Annotated in this window: 19 protein-coding genes; 9 read left to right on the top strand and 10 right to left on the bottom strand. The window is 66.5% G+C overall.

Annotated elements, in window-relative coordinates; translation table 11 throughout:
• Window position 1: 1 nt before the first annotated feature.
• The 6 genes from ACXJJ3_RS23995 to ACXJJ3_RS24020 form a co-directional block, all read right to left on the bottom strand.
• Window positions 2–223 (bottom strand): excisionase family DNA-binding protein, encoded by a 222-nt coding sequence (locus tag ACXJJ3_RS23995; RefSeq protein WP_458164082.1) that lies wholly within the window; start codon window positions 221–223, stop codon window positions 2–4.
• Window positions 224–242: 19 nt separating this feature from the next.
• Window positions 243–1889, bottom strand: a complete 1647-nt coding sequence (locus ACXJJ3_RS24000; RefSeq protein WP_458164083.1) for a replication initiator — start codon at window positions 1887–1889, stop codon at window positions 243–245.
• The gene (locus ACXJJ3_RS24005) at window positions 1886–2284 is read right to left on the bottom strand and encodes a WhiB family transcriptional regulator (RefSeq protein ID WP_458164084.1); all 399 of its coding nucleotides are present in this window, start codon (window positions 2282–2284) and stop codon (window positions 1886–1888) included. Before ACXJJ3_RS24005 ends, ACXJJ3_RS24000 begins: the two co-directional genes overlap by 4 nt.
• The gene (locus ACXJJ3_RS24010; RefSeq protein ID WP_458164085.1) at window positions 2281–3837 is read right to left on the bottom strand and encodes an FtsK/SpoIIIE domain-containing protein; all 1557 of its coding nucleotides are present in this window, start codon (window positions 3835–3837) and stop codon (window positions 2281–2283) included. The genes ACXJJ3_RS24005 and ACXJJ3_RS24010 overlap by 4 nt, the downstream gene beginning before the upstream one ends.
• A 250-nt stretch (window positions 3838–4087) precedes the next feature.
• On the bottom strand, window positions 4088–4357 hold the full coding sequence (locus ACXJJ3_RS24015) for a hypothetical protein (protein WP_458164086.1): 270 nt from the start codon (window positions 4355–4357) through the stop codon (window positions 4088–4090).
• Window positions 4358–4359: 2 nt separating this feature from the next.
• Window positions 4360–4809 (bottom strand): plasmid replication, integration and excision activator, encoded by a 450-nt coding sequence (locus ACXJJ3_RS24020; protein WP_458164087.1) that lies wholly within the window; start codon window positions 4807–4809, stop codon window positions 4360–4362.
• 132 nt (window positions 4810–4941) lie between these two features.
• On the opposite strand from ACXJJ3_RS24020, the gene ACXJJ3_RS24025 reads away from it, so the two are divergent.
• The 7 genes from ACXJJ3_RS24025 to ACXJJ3_RS24055 all read left to right on the top strand — a co-directional run bounded on the left by ACXJJ3_RS24025 (window position 4942) and on the right by ACXJJ3_RS24055 (window position 9404).
• Entirely contained in the window at window positions 4942–5730 is a 789-nt protein-coding gene (locus tag ACXJJ3_RS24025; RefSeq protein ID WP_458164088.1) for a GntR family transcriptional regulator, read from the top strand.
• Window positions 5727–6233, top strand: a complete 507-nt coding sequence (locus ACXJJ3_RS24030; RefSeq protein WP_458164089.1) for a GNAT family N-acetyltransferase — start codon at window positions 5727–5729, stop codon at window positions 6231–6233. The genes ACXJJ3_RS24025 and ACXJJ3_RS24030 overlap by 4 nt, the downstream gene beginning before the upstream one ends.
• 43 nt (window positions 6234–6276) lie before the next feature.
• Complete coding sequence (locus ACXJJ3_RS24035) at window positions 6277–7473, top strand: helix-turn-helix domain-containing protein (protein ID WP_458164090.1); 1197 nt, start codon at window positions 6277–6279, stop codon at window positions 7471–7473.
• Window positions 7474–7709: 236 nt separating this feature from the next.
• Window positions 7710–7886 (top strand): hypothetical protein, encoded by a 177-nt coding sequence (locus ACXJJ3_RS24040; RefSeq protein WP_458164091.1) that lies wholly within the window; start codon window positions 7710–7712, stop codon window positions 7884–7886.
• Window positions 7883–8203 carry a hypothetical protein gene (locus ACXJJ3_RS24045; protein ID WP_458164092.1) on the top strand — a complete coding sequence of 107 codons (321 nt, stop codon included), beginning with the start codon at window positions 7883–7885 and terminating at the stop codon, window positions 8201–8203. The genes ACXJJ3_RS24040 and ACXJJ3_RS24045 overlap by 4 nt, the downstream gene beginning before the upstream one ends.
• 309 nt (window positions 8204–8512) lie before the next feature.
• Window positions 8513–8692, top strand: a complete 180-nt coding sequence (locus ACXJJ3_RS24050) for a hypothetical protein (protein WP_458164093.1) — start codon at window positions 8513–8515, stop codon at window positions 8690–8692.
• A gap of 238 nt (window positions 8693–8930) precedes the next feature.
• Entirely contained in the window at window positions 8931–9404 is a 474-nt protein-coding gene (locus tag ACXJJ3_RS24055; RefSeq protein ID WP_458164094.1) for a hypothetical protein, read from the top strand.
• Between the two features lie 451 nt (window positions 9405–9855).
• Here ACXJJ3_RS24055 and ACXJJ3_RS24060 read toward each other — a convergent pair whose 3' ends face one another.
• Window positions 9856–10536, bottom strand: a complete 681-nt coding sequence (locus ACXJJ3_RS24060) for a hypothetical protein (RefSeq protein ID WP_458164095.1) — start codon at window positions 10534–10536, stop codon at window positions 9856–9858.
• A gap of 405 nt (window positions 10537–10941) precedes the next feature.
• On the opposite strand from ACXJJ3_RS24060, the gene ACXJJ3_RS24065 reads away from it, so the two are divergent.
• A complete protein-coding gene (locus tag ACXJJ3_RS24065; protein WP_458164096.1) occupies window positions 10942–11379 on the top strand; it encodes a hypothetical protein in 438 nt (145 codons plus the stop codon).
• A 22-nt stretch (window positions 11380–11401) separates the two neighbouring features.
• On the top strand, window positions 11402–11932 hold the full coding sequence (locus ACXJJ3_RS24070) for a hypothetical protein (RefSeq protein ID WP_458164097.1): 531 nt from the start codon (window positions 11402–11404) through the stop codon (window positions 11930–11932).
• Between the two features lie 26 nt (window positions 11933–11958).
• Here the strand turns inward: ACXJJ3_RS24070 and ACXJJ3_RS24075 are convergent, their stop codons facing one another.
• The 3 genes from ACXJJ3_RS24075 to ACXJJ3_RS24085 form a co-directional block, all read right to left on the bottom strand.
• Window positions 11959–12810: a galactose-binding domain-containing protein gene (locus tag ACXJJ3_RS24075; protein ID WP_458164098.1), complete on the bottom strand. Its 852-nt coding sequence runs from the start codon at window positions 12808–12810 to the stop codon at window positions 11959–11961.
• Window positions 12807–14378 (bottom strand): alkaline phosphatase D family protein, encoded by a 1572-nt coding sequence (locus ACXJJ3_RS24080; RefSeq protein WP_458164099.1) that lies wholly within the window; start codon window positions 14376–14378, stop codon window positions 12807–12809. Before ACXJJ3_RS24080 ends, ACXJJ3_RS24075 begins: the two co-directional genes overlap by 4 nt.
• A gap of 97 nt (window positions 14379–14475) precedes the next feature.
• Window positions 14476–14604, bottom strand: coding sequence for a hypothetical protein (locus ACXJJ3_RS24085; RefSeq protein ID WP_458164100.1), 129 nt, complete (start codon window positions 14602–14604; stop codon window positions 14476–14478).
• Between the last annotated feature and the right edge of the window lie 67 nt (window positions 14605–14671).

The raw sequence follows: 14671 nt of genomic DNA on the forward strand, positions 1-14671 counted from the left end.
CTCAGGCCACCTTCCGCAGACCGGCCCACACATCAGCCGCCGTCATCGGCTCGACCCGGTTGGACGTGATGTAGACCTGCACGTCCTCATCGGTGAGCCGCACCGAACGGCCCAACTTGTGGAAGCCGATCTGCCGCTCAGCGACGAGTCGGCGAACCTGGCGGGCGCTCAGCTTCATACGCTGGGCCGCCTCCTCGATCGTGTAGAGATCGTTCGATGCCATGTGACTCTCCCCAGATTTCCTAGGCCGCAGTTGCGGCGGATGAGTTGTCAGTTGCCGAATTGCAGTCGTCGGGTGGACGGGCCCGTTGCTTGGCTTGCTCGTACTGCGTGCGCCAGCGGATGCGGGTCGCGATGGCGTCGGCGAGGACTTCTTTGTGAGTCGGGATGCGGCGCGGCCCGCGTTCCTCACCCGGACGGATCGGCTGCCAGATGAACCGAGGTGCGCCGGTGTTGTCGGTGTGAGTGGCGAGGGCGTTCTGGTCTTCCATCTCGACGCCGGCCGCCGCGAGGGTTTGGCGGATGACCTCGGCTCGGTCGGCGCGGTGTTCGGTGAGGGTCTTGCCGGTCCACTGGCGCGAGACGAGCACGCGTCGACCGCCGAGGCCGAGGTGTTCGCGGTCGTGTGCCTTGGAGGAACATTCGCCGGGTACGACGTGGCCGTCTGCGTCCTTCGGCGTGACGCCGTACCGGAGCCAGTTGGCGCACTCGGGCGAGCACGGCAAGACCCGGACGTGAGCGTGCAGCTTGTTCATGTGGGCGAGCTGGGCCGGGTGGAGCTCGTCCCGGTCGTCGCCGTAGGTCTCGCCGATCGCCTTGCCGAGGTACTTGGTCAGGTAGCCGACTGCCTTGCCGACCTTGGCGTCGGAGTCGGCGACAATGCCTTGGTAGTCGATCTGCGAACCGAGCCGTACGACGTGCGCAGGTTGGGCAGCCGGGTCGGCGTCGAGGTCATCCAAAGCCTCGTCCCAGGTCGGCAGCAGAGCGCCGGTCGACGGATCCACGAAAGCGCCGGCCATCTCGTCCCAGACGGGCATGTCCGGCTTCGAGGCGCAGCCGTAGACGGGCCGCTGATGGCTGGGCCACCACACTTGGTGGTACGTCGCCTTGGCGACCTCGCGGACTGTGTCGCGGGCGACGGTGCCTCGCACGGCGGCATGCAGGTGTGGCGCCAGACGCTTCTGCGGCTCAACCACGGCGAAGTATTGCGCCTTGTAGCCAGCACACCGGCGAAGGTTCTGTATGAAGCGGTCGACCAGCTTCGGGAAGTGCAAGGCGTCGAGGGCTGCTCGGCGGTAGTTGTAGGCGTCGGGGTCGACCGGCGTCGACAGCAGAGGCGAGGTCCGGCCGTGGACCACACCGCACTCACACGGCACCATGCCTTTGCCCTGCACATGGTGAGGCAGTCGGTGAGTCGCGCCGTACGAGCCCAGCGTCAGCGTGATGAACATCGACGGTCGGTAGGTCTTGCCGTTAGGTGCTGTGAAGGTCGAGCCAACGGTGCGCTTGTCCATGGCGACCTTGGGCAGGTCGGCGGCGTCCTGGCGTCGTCGGGTAGACCTGACTCGGCGGGTGGTCTCGCCCTCGTCGTCCGTGCCGGGCGCGTCGTCGGGTGCGTCGTCCGCTTCCGCCGACACCTCGGGTTCGGTATCGCGGTGCCAGCCCTCACGGCACTGCTGCATCCGGAGACGACGGTTCGCCTCGGCGCAGGGAGGGCACTTGCTGACCAGCGTGGAACCGCACGACACCCCGACCACTCGGTCGGTGCCGGTCTGTGTGTCGAACACCCTGTTGAGCACCGGTCGTACGCAGACGCCGTTGGTTACGGCCAGGTCCCGGACAACGTCTAGTGGGAACCGGTCGAGGGTGGTCTGTGCGGTGAGGTTCATGCCACTGCCCTCCAGAGCGCGGCCCGGCCGTCGAGGACGACACTCAGCGCGCGGTCAACATCGGTGCCGAAGGCAAGCTCTTCCCGGATGGCGTCCCGCTCGGCCTCCGTCGTGCGGCCCCAAACGCCCTGTTCGTCGGCGACGATCGCGGCAGAGAGGCAGGATCGGACGACCGGGCAGAAGACGCAGAGTTCCTTGGGGTCCGTCGTACGACGAACGCCGCGCCGTGTCTCGTCGTCGGGGTAGAAGTCGTCCGTGTCGAGGTAGCCGGCGCAGTACGCCCGGTCCTGCCAGCGAACGTCAATCCTCCGGACAAGCGAGGCCCGCGACTTCTTGGAGAGTCCGGGAACCAGCGGGAGGACAAGCTGACCCGGTACCTGCCGCCTTGCGGTCATGCTGCTACTCCTTCCGGTGTCGAGATGCGTTCGGCAGCGCCGACCAGATCCGGCGCGTAGGTGTTCACGAGGTCAGCAATGTCCTCGTCAGTGATGTGGGAGAACCTGACTCGAATCGGCTCGGTCTCGCCGTCGACGGCGACATACCCGACGCCGGGCAAGGTCTCGGGGATCTTGTCGCAGCGTGCGCCCCGCTCGCGGGCACCATCAGCGAGGACCAGCCGAACCTGCTCGGCCTCGGCCATCCGCAGAGCAAGCCGGGTCGGGAAGAGATCCCGGAAGGGGAGCACCTCCTTGCGCGGATCTTGCAGCGCGCCAACCACGGTGATGCCAACGGCTCGACCCTGCGACAGCAGCAGGGAGAAGGCTTTGGCAATCCGTTTCTTCATGGCCGGATCGGTGACGTACGCCGTCAGTGACGCCAGCTCGTCCGCGATCAGGACGATGAACGGTTCATCGCGACTCGGTTTGAGGAGGCGAGACAAACCGCGGAGCTTGCCCTGACGACGACGCATGATCGCCACCAGATCTTCAAGCAGGGCGGCGAATGCCTCTTCGTACTCAGCATCGCTAGCGCCGTCCATGGCCGGGTCGGAGCCATAGCAGAACCGGTGGAACAACCGCCGGCCAAGTGCGAGCTCCATGCCGCCCTTCGGGTCGAGGACCCACAGTTGCACCAGGCCCGACCGGATGCCCGGGGCGAGCGCAGCGATGATCGACCACAACACCGAGCCCTTACCCGCACCGGTAGCGCCGGCCACCAGCAGATGTGTGTAGAGCAACCGAAGCCGGAACATCAGGCCGTCTTCACGACGAGCCACATCGAGCGCCTGGAGGTTCGGCGGATCAGCCGCCGGGATCGGGGCGACAATCTCGCGGAGCGGGTCATTGGTCAGGAACCACAGCACCAGTTGATCGCTCCGCCGAGGAAGCGCCCACGCGAACAGGCGTGCCATCCAGCCGTCGGCGCCACCCGGCCACCACGCCGGGATCATCGACGCTGCCGACCTGACGCGGCAGTCCTCAGCGCCGAAGGTACGCGCCAGCCGCTCGGAGTGCTCGGCGTAGTCGGTCAGGATCTGACCCGGCAGGAGCCGGACCGTCACCTGATCGACCATGCCCGACGATCGAACCTTGACGATCCGGGGAACGTACGTCCGATCGTCCAGGCGCACCGTGAGCGTGAGAGCCCGCATCGTCGTGTCCCAACGGGTCCGATACTCCAAGAACCGTCGCCGTGAGCCACGCAGTCGCCAGACGATCCGCTGCGCGAAAGAGTCGGGCCACCGCCAGCGCCAGCCTGCTAGGCCGGTCGCCGGTACAGCCGCAGTCGCAATGACCAACCAGGCATCGCCGCCAGTCCAGAGCTGATACGCCTTCAGCCCGAGCAACGGCACGATGATGAGCAGCGGGTGGCGGATCAGCCAGCCCGCCGCGCGGATCACGGCGCGTAGGCAGTACCAGATCACGACCCACTTGAGCCGGATGGCGACCGCGGGGGCGCGGAAGTTCACCGGACCCGTCCCGACCTCCTTGCCCTTGATCTTCGCCATGTCGATCAGCCGCCGTTCGGTCGCGTGTCATGGTGTGCAACCGCCCCGGTCGGAAGGCGAAGGGTGTACTTCGGGCACGGACCCGGCATGTGCCGGCGCTTGCCGCAGAACGGACACGGACCGACCTTCGCCCCGCCGTCCGGCACGCCGCAGTAACCGATCTCGTCACCGTCCGCCCGAGTGAAGACCTCCCGCGCCTGCCGCCCGCAGGTACAAAGCTCCCCCGGCTCGGCCCCGCGCCAGGAAGTCATCACAGCCACCCCTCCGAGTAGAGGACCCGAGCGCCGAGACGCTCAGCGGGCACGTCGTCCTCGTCCTCGTCGTAGCTGTCGTCCTCCCAGGAGTCGCCGTCGTCCTCCGAGTCGGACAGCCACGCCTGATGCTGGCTGAGCCAAGTGCGCGCCTCGAATCGCACGAACTTGCTCGGCTCGCCAGTCAGCAGCTCGCTCAGCAGGAAGGCCGCACGACCGTTCTGGTAGGCCAGATACTGGCCCGGGTCCACGCTCTCTGCGACGGTCATTGTTAGGCCGCCTTCTGCTCGGTCGCGCCGGAGCCGGGCATGTTCTTCGGGGCCCGAATGCCCATGCACCGGAAGCTCCAGCCCTGCCGTGCCCGGCAGCGGTGCGAGCGACCCTCGTCCGGAGCCGAGCAGCTCCGCGTGTCGACCCACGGCGCAGCGGTCATGCCCTGCGGCTCGATTGCCGTGAACGGCAGACCCGGCAGTGCCGGCGGGAGCACCGGCTGAACCTTGGTGATGATCCGGATGGTGAACGTCCGGTCCGCCTTGCGCGCCTCGGGGTCACCGTCCATCACGTCGAGGGTCCAGACCGGAAGGCCGGAGTCCTCGTCGATCGTCTGAACGGGGTTGGTCCTCGTCGACTTCTCGAAGTCCCGGGCCGCCGTGACCTCGGAGACTGCGAACAGACCATGCGGGAACGTGTCACCGAACTCAACAACGATCCTTCTCGGCATACCCATGGTGGTTCAGATCCCTTCATTGGATTCGTACCAACGTTTGGTACGGGACCAATATTTACCTTGGGGTTGGCGCGAAGTCAAGGAAGATGGGACCATTGGTTGGTACGAACCAGGAGGTTCCCTCGAATGGCACCGTCAGCACCGCTGTACCAGCGCATCGCAGCCGAGCTGCGCGAGCAGATCCGCACGGGCAAGATCAAGGCCGGCGAACGAGTGCCGACCGAGCAAGACCTCATGGCCGCCCATGACGTGTCGCGAAACACCGCCCGACTGGCGCTCGGCATGCTCCAGAACGAGGGCATGGTGACGAGCACGCCAGGACGCGGAACGATCGTGCGCGAGCGGATCATGGCCGACTATCACGCCACCTGGGCCGAGACTCGCGATCGTCGCGCCAGCGACCAGGCCGACGCGTTCCAATCCGAGATGGCCGAGCAGGGCCGGCATGCCGAGTACCGCGACTTCGCGATGAGCCTGGAAGTGGCTGGCCCCGACTTCTCCAACCGACTGCAGGTCGCGGAAGGCGACGCGCTCGTGTCCCGCGGCTTCGTCCGGTTCGCTGACAATCAGCCGCTCAGCATCCAGGTCAGCTACTACCCGATGGACATTGCTCAGCAGGCCGGTCTAGTCGTGCCGAACGACATTCCGGGCGGTGCGATTCGAGCTATGGCCAAGGTTGGGCACGAGGAGATCGGCTACCGCGACGAGATCACGGCGCGCATGCCGACCCCCGACGAGGCGCGCAAACTCCAACTCGGCTCAGGTACGCCGGTGATCATCTACGCCCGTACTACGTTCAGCGACAAGCGCCCGCTCCGCCTCACGCTGACCACCTTCGCCAGCGACCGAAACCGCGTGATCTACGAACTCGGCGACATGCGGGCCTACATGGCCCAAGAGGGTGCCGAGGCATGATCATCGAACGCGCCGACGCCGACGACCTGGGCGTCATCCTCGCCCTCCGCACCGAGGCTAGCGATTGGCTAGCCCAACGCGGCATCGACCAATGGGCGGTCGCGTGGCCGAACCCCGAGGAGCAGAACCGCCGCATCCTCGCCAGCATCGAGGCCGGCGAAACCTGGATGGTCCGCGACGAGAACGAAGCCACGATGGCAACCGTCGCCCTCGACACATTCTCGGATCCACGTCTCTGGACTCCCGAGGAACAGGCCGACCCGGCGATGTACATGCACCGCCTCATCGTCCGCCGCAAGCACGCCGGCCTAGGCGCCGAAATCATGGACTGGGCCTGCCACCGAGCCCACCGCCTCGGCCTCCACTGGCTCCGCATCGACGTGTGGACCGACAACATCGGCCTCCACAACTACTACCTCCGCAACGGCTTCAGCCACGTCCGTACGCTGGATCTCGCGGACTACCCTTCAGGTGCGTTGTTCCAGCGGCCGTGTGACGCTTGATTGAACAGCAACTGACCTGACGAATCCTGGGGACACTCGGCATATGGGCGACAGTGTGGAAGTAGGCGCGCGGATCGCCCTGCTTCGCAAGCACAAGCAGTTGACCCAACACGGACTCGCATCACTGGCGAACGTCTCGTACAGCCTGTTGACGAAGGTTGAGAGTGGCAGCCGTCCGGCGAGTGAAGGATTCTTGGCGGCGTGCGCCCGAGCGCTTGGCGTTGAGGTGTCGGTCCTACGCGACGACGCTGCGCCGGAGGTCTCGCGTGATCGGCACTTGGGCCAGTTGCTCACTCATGTGCGGACCCAGCTCGACCTGTACGACCTCGACCCTGACGAGTCCATCACGCCCCGGCCGCTGGAAGCTCTGCGCGAAGCGGTACGAGGAGCCAACATCGTTGGGCAAGCGGCCCGGTATGAGGCTCTCGTCCCTGTGCTCCCTGGGCTTTATGCCGAGCTGCACGCCGCCGCGAACACTTGGACTGGCACGCAGCAGGCGGACGCCTGGGGCCTGCTTGCGGAGGCATATCGGTGCGCTCACACGGTCGGGATCGCCGCGGGCTATCCGGATCTCTCGCTGACTGCGCTGAGCCGGATGGACTGGGCTGCTCAGCGGTCGGGGGATCGAGCGCCGGCCTTGCGGGCAGCACGTGAGTACCTCCGGGTTACGGCGTACCTGCGCAAGCACGACTACGAGACTTGCTGGAGCCTCAACAACGCGGGTCGTGCCCACCTTGAGGGGACCGACGCCCGAACGCCCGGAGCGCTGATTGCCGGTGGTCAGTTGAACCTCGGTGCGGCTGTGCTGTCGGCGCGTTCTGGTGATGCCGCGGCCGTCCGGGACTATCTGGACGAAGCCGAGCGGTACGCCGAGCTGACCGGCGAGGATCTCGAAACGTTTTGGTTCGGGTTCGGGCCGACCAATGTCGAGGCGCACCGTGTCATCACGATGATCGAGCTGGGCGACTACTCGCACGCGGTTCATCTTGGTGAGTTCATCCAGTTCCCGCGCGGTTGGTTGCCGACGAGAATCGGGCATCATCACTTCGACCTTGCCCGAGCGTACGAGCGGCTGAGCGCCCCAGAGCAGGCGCTCCGGCACCTCCAGATCGCGCGGCGAGTGGCGCCGGGGCAGGCACGTCGGCATCCGCACGTGCGAGGCGTCGTTACGGATCTGCTTCACTCCGCGCGCCACCCCTCCGAGGCACTCACCCGCTACGCGGCCTGGATAGGTATCTGACGTCGGTCGCGCTTTCACAAGCTGTGAAAGTTGCCTAGTCCACCCGTGGCGACGATTGATCACGTAGCGCACTGATGCAGCTACCGGAGTCGTTCCCTCGCCGGAAGGCTTCGCGGTCAACAACAACGGGTGAACACCATGACTACGGCATTCTGGGCCCTCGTCCTCGTCTTTGCCGGTGCTGTTCTGTACGCGATCCTCTGTCTACTTATCAAGCGCGAGCAGAGGCGTCGCCGATGAGCGCGCCGCCGACCGAACGACCGCAGATGCGCCGCGTCTGTGTCTGGTTCGGCAAACACAAGATTGTCGACCACGTCGCAGACCTGGCGACCGCGGCTCGCTTCGAAGAAGCCATGGGCCGGCGTTTCGGGAGTCTGCGCGTGACGAGCGAGGCGGTTGGAAGCGGCCGATGAACGCCACTCCGCCAGCCGTCGCCTATGTGGGTACCCACGTTCTCATCACCCAGAGCGAACTGGCGAGGGTCCGGCAATGCCTCGCGCGGTTCGCCGACGAGTGGGGGTACGCCCTCCGAACCATTCATGTAGAGGACCGGTCAACCGCCCCTGATGCCTTCGGTGCCTTGGTGGACCAGGTGGTCACGGAAGACATCACGACTGTCCTTGTCCCGAGTCTGCACCACTTCTCGGTCCTCGGACCTCCACTCGTGATCAAGGACCGCTTGCAAGAACTCATCGGCGGCCGGGTCATCCCGACCGGCTACACCCCCTGAACCGGCGGGGTTGACGTGCCGAACCCCTGCGTCCGCGTCAGCCCTGCCCACCACTCCGCGCCCCTGCCTGGATACCTCTCCTCACGTCCTCCCAGGCAGCGGCGCGGCTTCAGTTACCGGCGATCCCGGCCAGCGGGGTAGCCTCAAACGAAGGGAACGCGTCATGCCGAGAGACAACCGGCCACCGCAGCAGATCTGCCCGTCGTGCAAAGGCAAGTCGTGGAAGATCACCCCGAAACAGCGCATCAAGAACGGCAAGGTCGTGACCGAGAACGTGCACGAGCCGTGCCCTCAATGCGGAGGATCAGGATGGACGAACCGGTAAGCGTCAACGCCATCTGCCCGGAGTGCGACGGGAACGGCGTCATCCGCGTCAGCCGCGGAGTCGTCAGCCTCGACACCAACGAGGGCGGCTGGGCATCCGTGCTGGAGACCTGCAAGACCTGTCAGGGCGACGGCAAGCTGAAAGGCTTCCAGCCGCCCGTCTAGCTCGACCCGATCAACCCTCACAACCAGGCCCGGCCGGTGACGATCCCGGTCGGGCCTCGCCGTACCCGCCCAGCTCGGTTTCCTTGTGATCCGCCAACAGATCCGCGACACATGTCCGCCAACTGATTCGCGACTGCCTAGAAGCCTGGCGACATCTTGTACGCCAGCAACGTCCGGACGTGCAGATGTGCGGACGACCCGTTATGCGCAGGATGATGAGTCTATGTGGGTGCGACTGATGAGCTGGATGATCGCTGACAGCGAGCCTCTTTTGCCACACGCGGGTTCCCTGCTGACTGGTGTAGGTCTGCGTGTGCGGGGCGGGCTGACAGCCGCACCACTCGACTCGACGGACGGGATCGTCACGGCCCAAGGCGGGCACCCATATGAGGTCACGTACCAACTGACGGGTCGAGCGAATGAGCCGAGAGACGTTGACATGGACACCGGACGCGGCGGCCAGCACGCTGGCGTTGAGTTCGTCCTGACAGTCGGGTCTGACCGCTATCAGGTGCAAGCCGACGGCTGGGCACGGGACGTTCTGACCGGTTCCCGGGTGATGGTGATCGGCCGCCTGGAGCTGGTTGGTGAGTACGAGTGGGAGGCATACTCCCTCCATGAATCGCGGGCCGACTGGCTCGTGAAGGCCGTCGCGCCCGCTGACGATGAAGACACCATGCTCGACCTCGTCGCACGTCGAACGGCGAGCTAGGACAGAACGCCTCTACATGCCGCTATCTGTGCCTTCGCACTGCCAGAGATCATTTGGCGGACGAGTATCGCGCATCAGTCGACGGAGGCCAGCTCGGCTTCCTTGTCTGCCGGATTGACCTCTTAAGAATCAAGGCGCGCCGCAAGCGGCGCGCAGCGCGGCCCGGGCTTACGACCTGCCGGCCGACGCCCTCCGCCGCGCGCGCCATCTGCGTACGGCCGATCCTCAACCGCTCACTCCGACCGGCACGTCACCGGTGGCGGGATCAACGAAGGCTGGCGGGTTGCCCCCGTCCCCCTGGTCGCTCGATTGTACGGTCCGCACGACACGCATCAAGAGCGCCTACGGCGTCCCTGCGGGATCGGCAAGCCGACTCTTGACCCGCGCCGCGCTCCCCTGGGTTGGCAGCTATCAGGGGGACGGGGCAGGTATGGATCACAAGTCGCGGTGGTCACTGTTCGCCGATGGTCCGACGGGTACTCTTCCAATTGCGTGGATCAAGCCGATCCTTCACGCTCTTCACTTTGCTCTTCGCAAGCCGGCGAAGACGGCGCAGCAGCTGCCGCTTGGGTGGGCGCATGGACAGTTCCAGTGCGTGAACCTTCTCCTCGTATTTGTCGATGGCGAGTCTGTGTTGGTCCCACGTGCTCTGCCATCCGTCGTCATCGAGTGGAGTGGCCTGATAGATAGCGAACGTGATGTCCGAGATGCTCATCGACAGGTCAAAGAAGGCGACGGTGAAAGGAAACCACCCAGGGGCCTTGTGTCGCACGCTGATGACCCGATCATTCAGGTTGTTCAGCCTTCTACTCAGACGGCTGATGACCCGGTCTGCCTCCCGCCGGGCTTCACTTGCGGCCCGCAAGCCCTCCTCAACCTTCATGGCGTCGTACTTCGGATCGCCGCGGAACGTCAAGAAGAGGCGCTCGTCACCAGCCGCGGCTCGGTACTCGGCCATCGCTTTAGGGATCTCATCGCTCACCAGAACTGACAGGTCCGCGATCGACCGTTCCCAACGTTCGCGCCGACGAGTGCGGCTTTGAACCCACGGAACGATCAGCGATTGCAGAAGCACGGACGTGGTGAGAGCTAGGATCGCACCCACGAAGACCGGAATCAGTTTGTCCTGCACAACGCTCAACGTAGCTGACAGGACTACTCCATGGCACAGGAGGAAGCCGCGGTAAGCGTGCCATTGGCGTGCCATTACTGGTGGCCGGGTGGGGGTAGTCCAGGCCGGAGCGGGCCGGTTGAGCCAGGCGTGGGGATGGGGGCAGGCGGGGGAGTGGTGTGATTCCCAAGCTGACAGTGCGGGTTCGATTCCCGTCACCCGCTCCACAGCTCAGCCCCAGGTCAGTGGCACATTTCCGACCTGGGGCTGAGCCATGTCAGCGACCTGAATCCAGCCGCACTTCGTGATCGGCCGAGTCGTTGGCCGATGATCCCTAGGCCTGGGGAGGATTTTGGCCCCCGGATCGGTACGAGATACTCCCCACCCCGCCACCTGACCCTTCGGTACGGCCTATCGTTTGGCGGCATGAGCTATCCGCCGCAGCCGTTCCAGCCGCAGCCGCAGTTCCAGCCGCCGCAGCCGCAGTTCCAGCCGCAGTATCCGATGGGGATGCTGCAGTTGACCGTGCAGGGCAGTGTCATGACGTCGAGCCTGATCCCGCCGACGGTGCACCTGAACGGGTATCCGGTGCAGGTCAAGTACGGCCGGAACGACATCCCGGTGCCGGCCGGGTCGCTGCACATCGACGTGCACTGCCAGTGGATGCTCACCTACGGCCGGGCGGCGCTCGACTGCACCGTGCAGCCGAACCAGGCCGTGCCGGTCTTCTATGCCTCGCCGTACCACCAGTTCACGTCCGGGAGCATCGGGCACAGCAAGGTGAAGCGGAAGGGGCTCGGTGTGCTCCTGGGGGTGGTCGGGGTCATCGTCGCTGTGGCCGTGCTTGCGGCCGTGTTCGGCTGATGCAAACGATTGACCAGATGTGATGCCGGATGGCTATGCGATCTTCTTGAACGGTGGGTACGGCGTCGGCAAGTCGTCCGCGCTCGATCACATCGGTGACCTGCTCGCGCGGGCGGGGCGGCCGTTCAGTTTGATGGATGTGGACTGGTTTCATCGGTCCTGGCCGCCGGCTGAGCAGGACAACGCGTTCGTGGAGGCGCGCAACATCGCCGCGGTGTGGCGGTCGTACCGGGCGGTCGGGCCGCGGCAGTTGGTGATGTGCGGGGTGATCTCAACCGAGGCCGGGCGGGAGCGGTACGCCGACGCCGTCGAGTGTCCGGTGCGGACGGTTCGGCTGACGGCGGAGCCGGCGATCATCCGGAATCGGCTGCGCGGGCGGTACGCCGCGAGCCAGGCCGCGGCGCTCGAGTGGCACCTGGAGCGCTGCGACGAGATCGCGGACCGGCTGGCGGCGGCGGACCTGGACGAGCTGGTCATCGACACCAGCGCACTCGGCCCGCTCGACGTCGCCGAGCGGGTCCTGAGGCACTTCAGAATTGGTTCAAACAGTTGACCCAGAATGTTGCCTGGGTCAACTGTTCAGCTCCCGTAGACCTCGAGTTCGACGATCCGGGAGTAGGTGTGGTCGTTGCCGTCGAGGCAGAGGATGCGGACGGCGTCGGCTCGGGTCGGGGTGAACGTCGACGTGACGTGTCCCAGGGTGTTGCCGCGAATCTGGCTCACGGTTTGCCACGACCCGTCGACCTTGGCCTGGATGTCCCAGTCCCGGAGGCCGTTCACGTGGGCCGGGTATTTCGCGGAGTCGAGGGTGTACAGCTCGACGCGGTCGATCGTCGCGGGGGTGGACAGGGCGACGTCGTACGTGTCGGGGAACGCCGCGCGGGTGCCGTCGTTCCAGCCGGTCAGCGTGTCCCAGTGTTCGGAGTCCTTGTCGCCGTCGAGGGCGCCGCAGAGGGTGAAGTTGCCGTGGGTCGACGAGGCCGTGGCCTGTTCGCCGAGGGCGAGGTTGTCGCCGGGGCCCTTCGAGGGCAGCGGCTCGACGGTGACCGGGACGTTCACGCGGGTACGGTCGACCTCCACGCCGATCCGGTACGACCCGGGCTTCGCGTCCCGCGGTACCCGGACCTCCACCGGCGCGGTCACCGGCTGGTCGGGGTCGACCGCGGGCAGCCACGAGGAGAAGAGCGTCCGGGACAACTGCAGCGGTCCGGTCGGCGCGAGCGTCAGGTCGGCGTACCGGTCGTTCGCGCCGGTGTTGGTCATCGTGAGGTTGAGCGTGCCGGGCAGGCACGGGAGTCCAACGACGCTCAGTTGCCCGGGTACGACGCTCACCGCCACCCCGGACGTTGCCGCGGGCATCGAACTGGAGCCGAGCAGCGCCGCGGCCACCAGCGTGCCGGCCGCGACCACGGTCTGCCGGGGGATCCTCATGCCTGTACCTCCGCGATGCCGGGCCGGCCGTCCTCGACGAGGAGCTTGGCGCGGGTGCTGACGGTGCCGCCCTGGACGGACACCTTGTCGACGACGCGGTAGTCGGACGTCCACCGCTGGGGGGTGATCGTGCAGCTGACGTAGCCGCGCTGGAAGTTGCCGAACTTCAGGTGCGGGTTCTCCCGGAGCAGCGTCGCGCCGCCGGCGTCCAGGTCCTCGCCGTCGATCCCAGACGTGATCGACGTACCGACGAACTCGGCGCCGACCGTCGGCGACGTCGGGTCGGTGAAGTCGAGCTTCAGGTCGGACGCGACGCTGCGGTGCAGGTCGCCGGCGATCGACACGAGGTTGCGGACCTTGCGTTGCGCGGCGCCGCCGAGGACCCGGTTCCGGGACGCCTCGTACCCGTCCCAGGTGTCCATCGGTACCAGGACCTCCGGACCGTCCTTCGTGTCCAGGCGGGCGATCGCGGTCTGGTGTGCCATCACATTCCAGCGCGCCGAAGACGCGGCCCAGCCGTCGAGCAGCCACTTCTCCTGCGCGTCGCCGGTGATCGTCCGCGCCGGGTCGGCGGTCTCGGGGCCGGGTGCTTTGGTGCCGTCGCCGTACGCCTGGTCGGACCGGTACTGGCGGGTGTCGAGCACGCTGAACTCCGCGAGCCGCCCGTACCGGATCCGCCGGTACAGCTGCATGTCCGGGCCCTTCGGGAGTTGCGCGAGCCGCAGCGGCATGTGTTCCCAGTACGCGCGGAACGCGTTGGCCCGGCGTACCAGGAACTGCGCCGGCGGCGCGCTCGGATGCGCCTCGTCGGCCCAGTTGTCGACCACCTCGTGGTCGTCGAGCGTGACGACCCACGGCGCGACCGCGTGCGCATGCTGCAGATCGGGATCCAGCTTGTACGCCGCATAGCGCTGCCGGTACTCGTCCAGCGTCACCGTCTGCTGGGTGATGTACGGCTCGTTCGAATGCGGCCGGATGCCGCGGTCGATGCCGAACTCGTAGATGTAGTCGCCGAGGAAGAAGACGACGTCGTGGTCCCGCTGCGCCAGGTCGGCGTACGCCGTGTACCAGCCCTCCCACCACGCCTGGCAGGACGCGAACGCGAGCGACAGCGACGGCAGCACGGAGTCGTACGCCGGTGCCGTCTTGGTCCGGCCGACCGGGCTGAGCTGCCCGTTCACGCGGAAGCGGTACCAGTAGTGCCGCCACGGCCGGAGCCCCCGGACGTCGACGTGCACCGAGTGGCTCGACTCCGGCTGGGCCTTCGCCGTACCGCTGCGGACGACCCGGCGGAACTGCTCGTCCTCGGCGACCTGCCACTGGACCTCGACCGGGCGCCGGTCCATCCCGCCGAACGGCGCGAGTGGATCGGGGGCGAGCCGCGTCCAGATCACCACCGCGTCCGGCAGCGGGTCGCCCGAGGCGACGCCGAGCGTGAACGGGTCGCGCCGGTCCGGCTTGCCGGTCCAGCCGGCGGCCGCGGACCGGATCTCCGGGAGGCTACCGGTCAGCGCGAGCGCCGCCGCGGCCCCGCTGACCGTGAGGAAGTTCCGTCGGGTACTTCGCATCGGCATCCACCCACTCGATCATCGTGAGGTGATCACATCCGTAACGCGAGATTACGAGAAGTTCACGTGATCGGGTGCGAAGATGACCGATACCGGCCTACTTTGTGGGCGTGGCTGTATTCGTCACGTCGGACGGCCGATAGCCGGTGGGCTTGTGGTCGCAGGCGGCCAGGCCGAGAACGAGGGTGGCGGCGGCGACGGTGGCGATCGCGGCGCGGAGCTTCATGGTGGTTCTTCCTCCCCAGACGGTGCAGCCGCAGGAGTTTACGGTCTGGACCACCTGAGGAGGAAGG

This window comes from Kribbella sp. WER1, assembly GCF_054189145.1.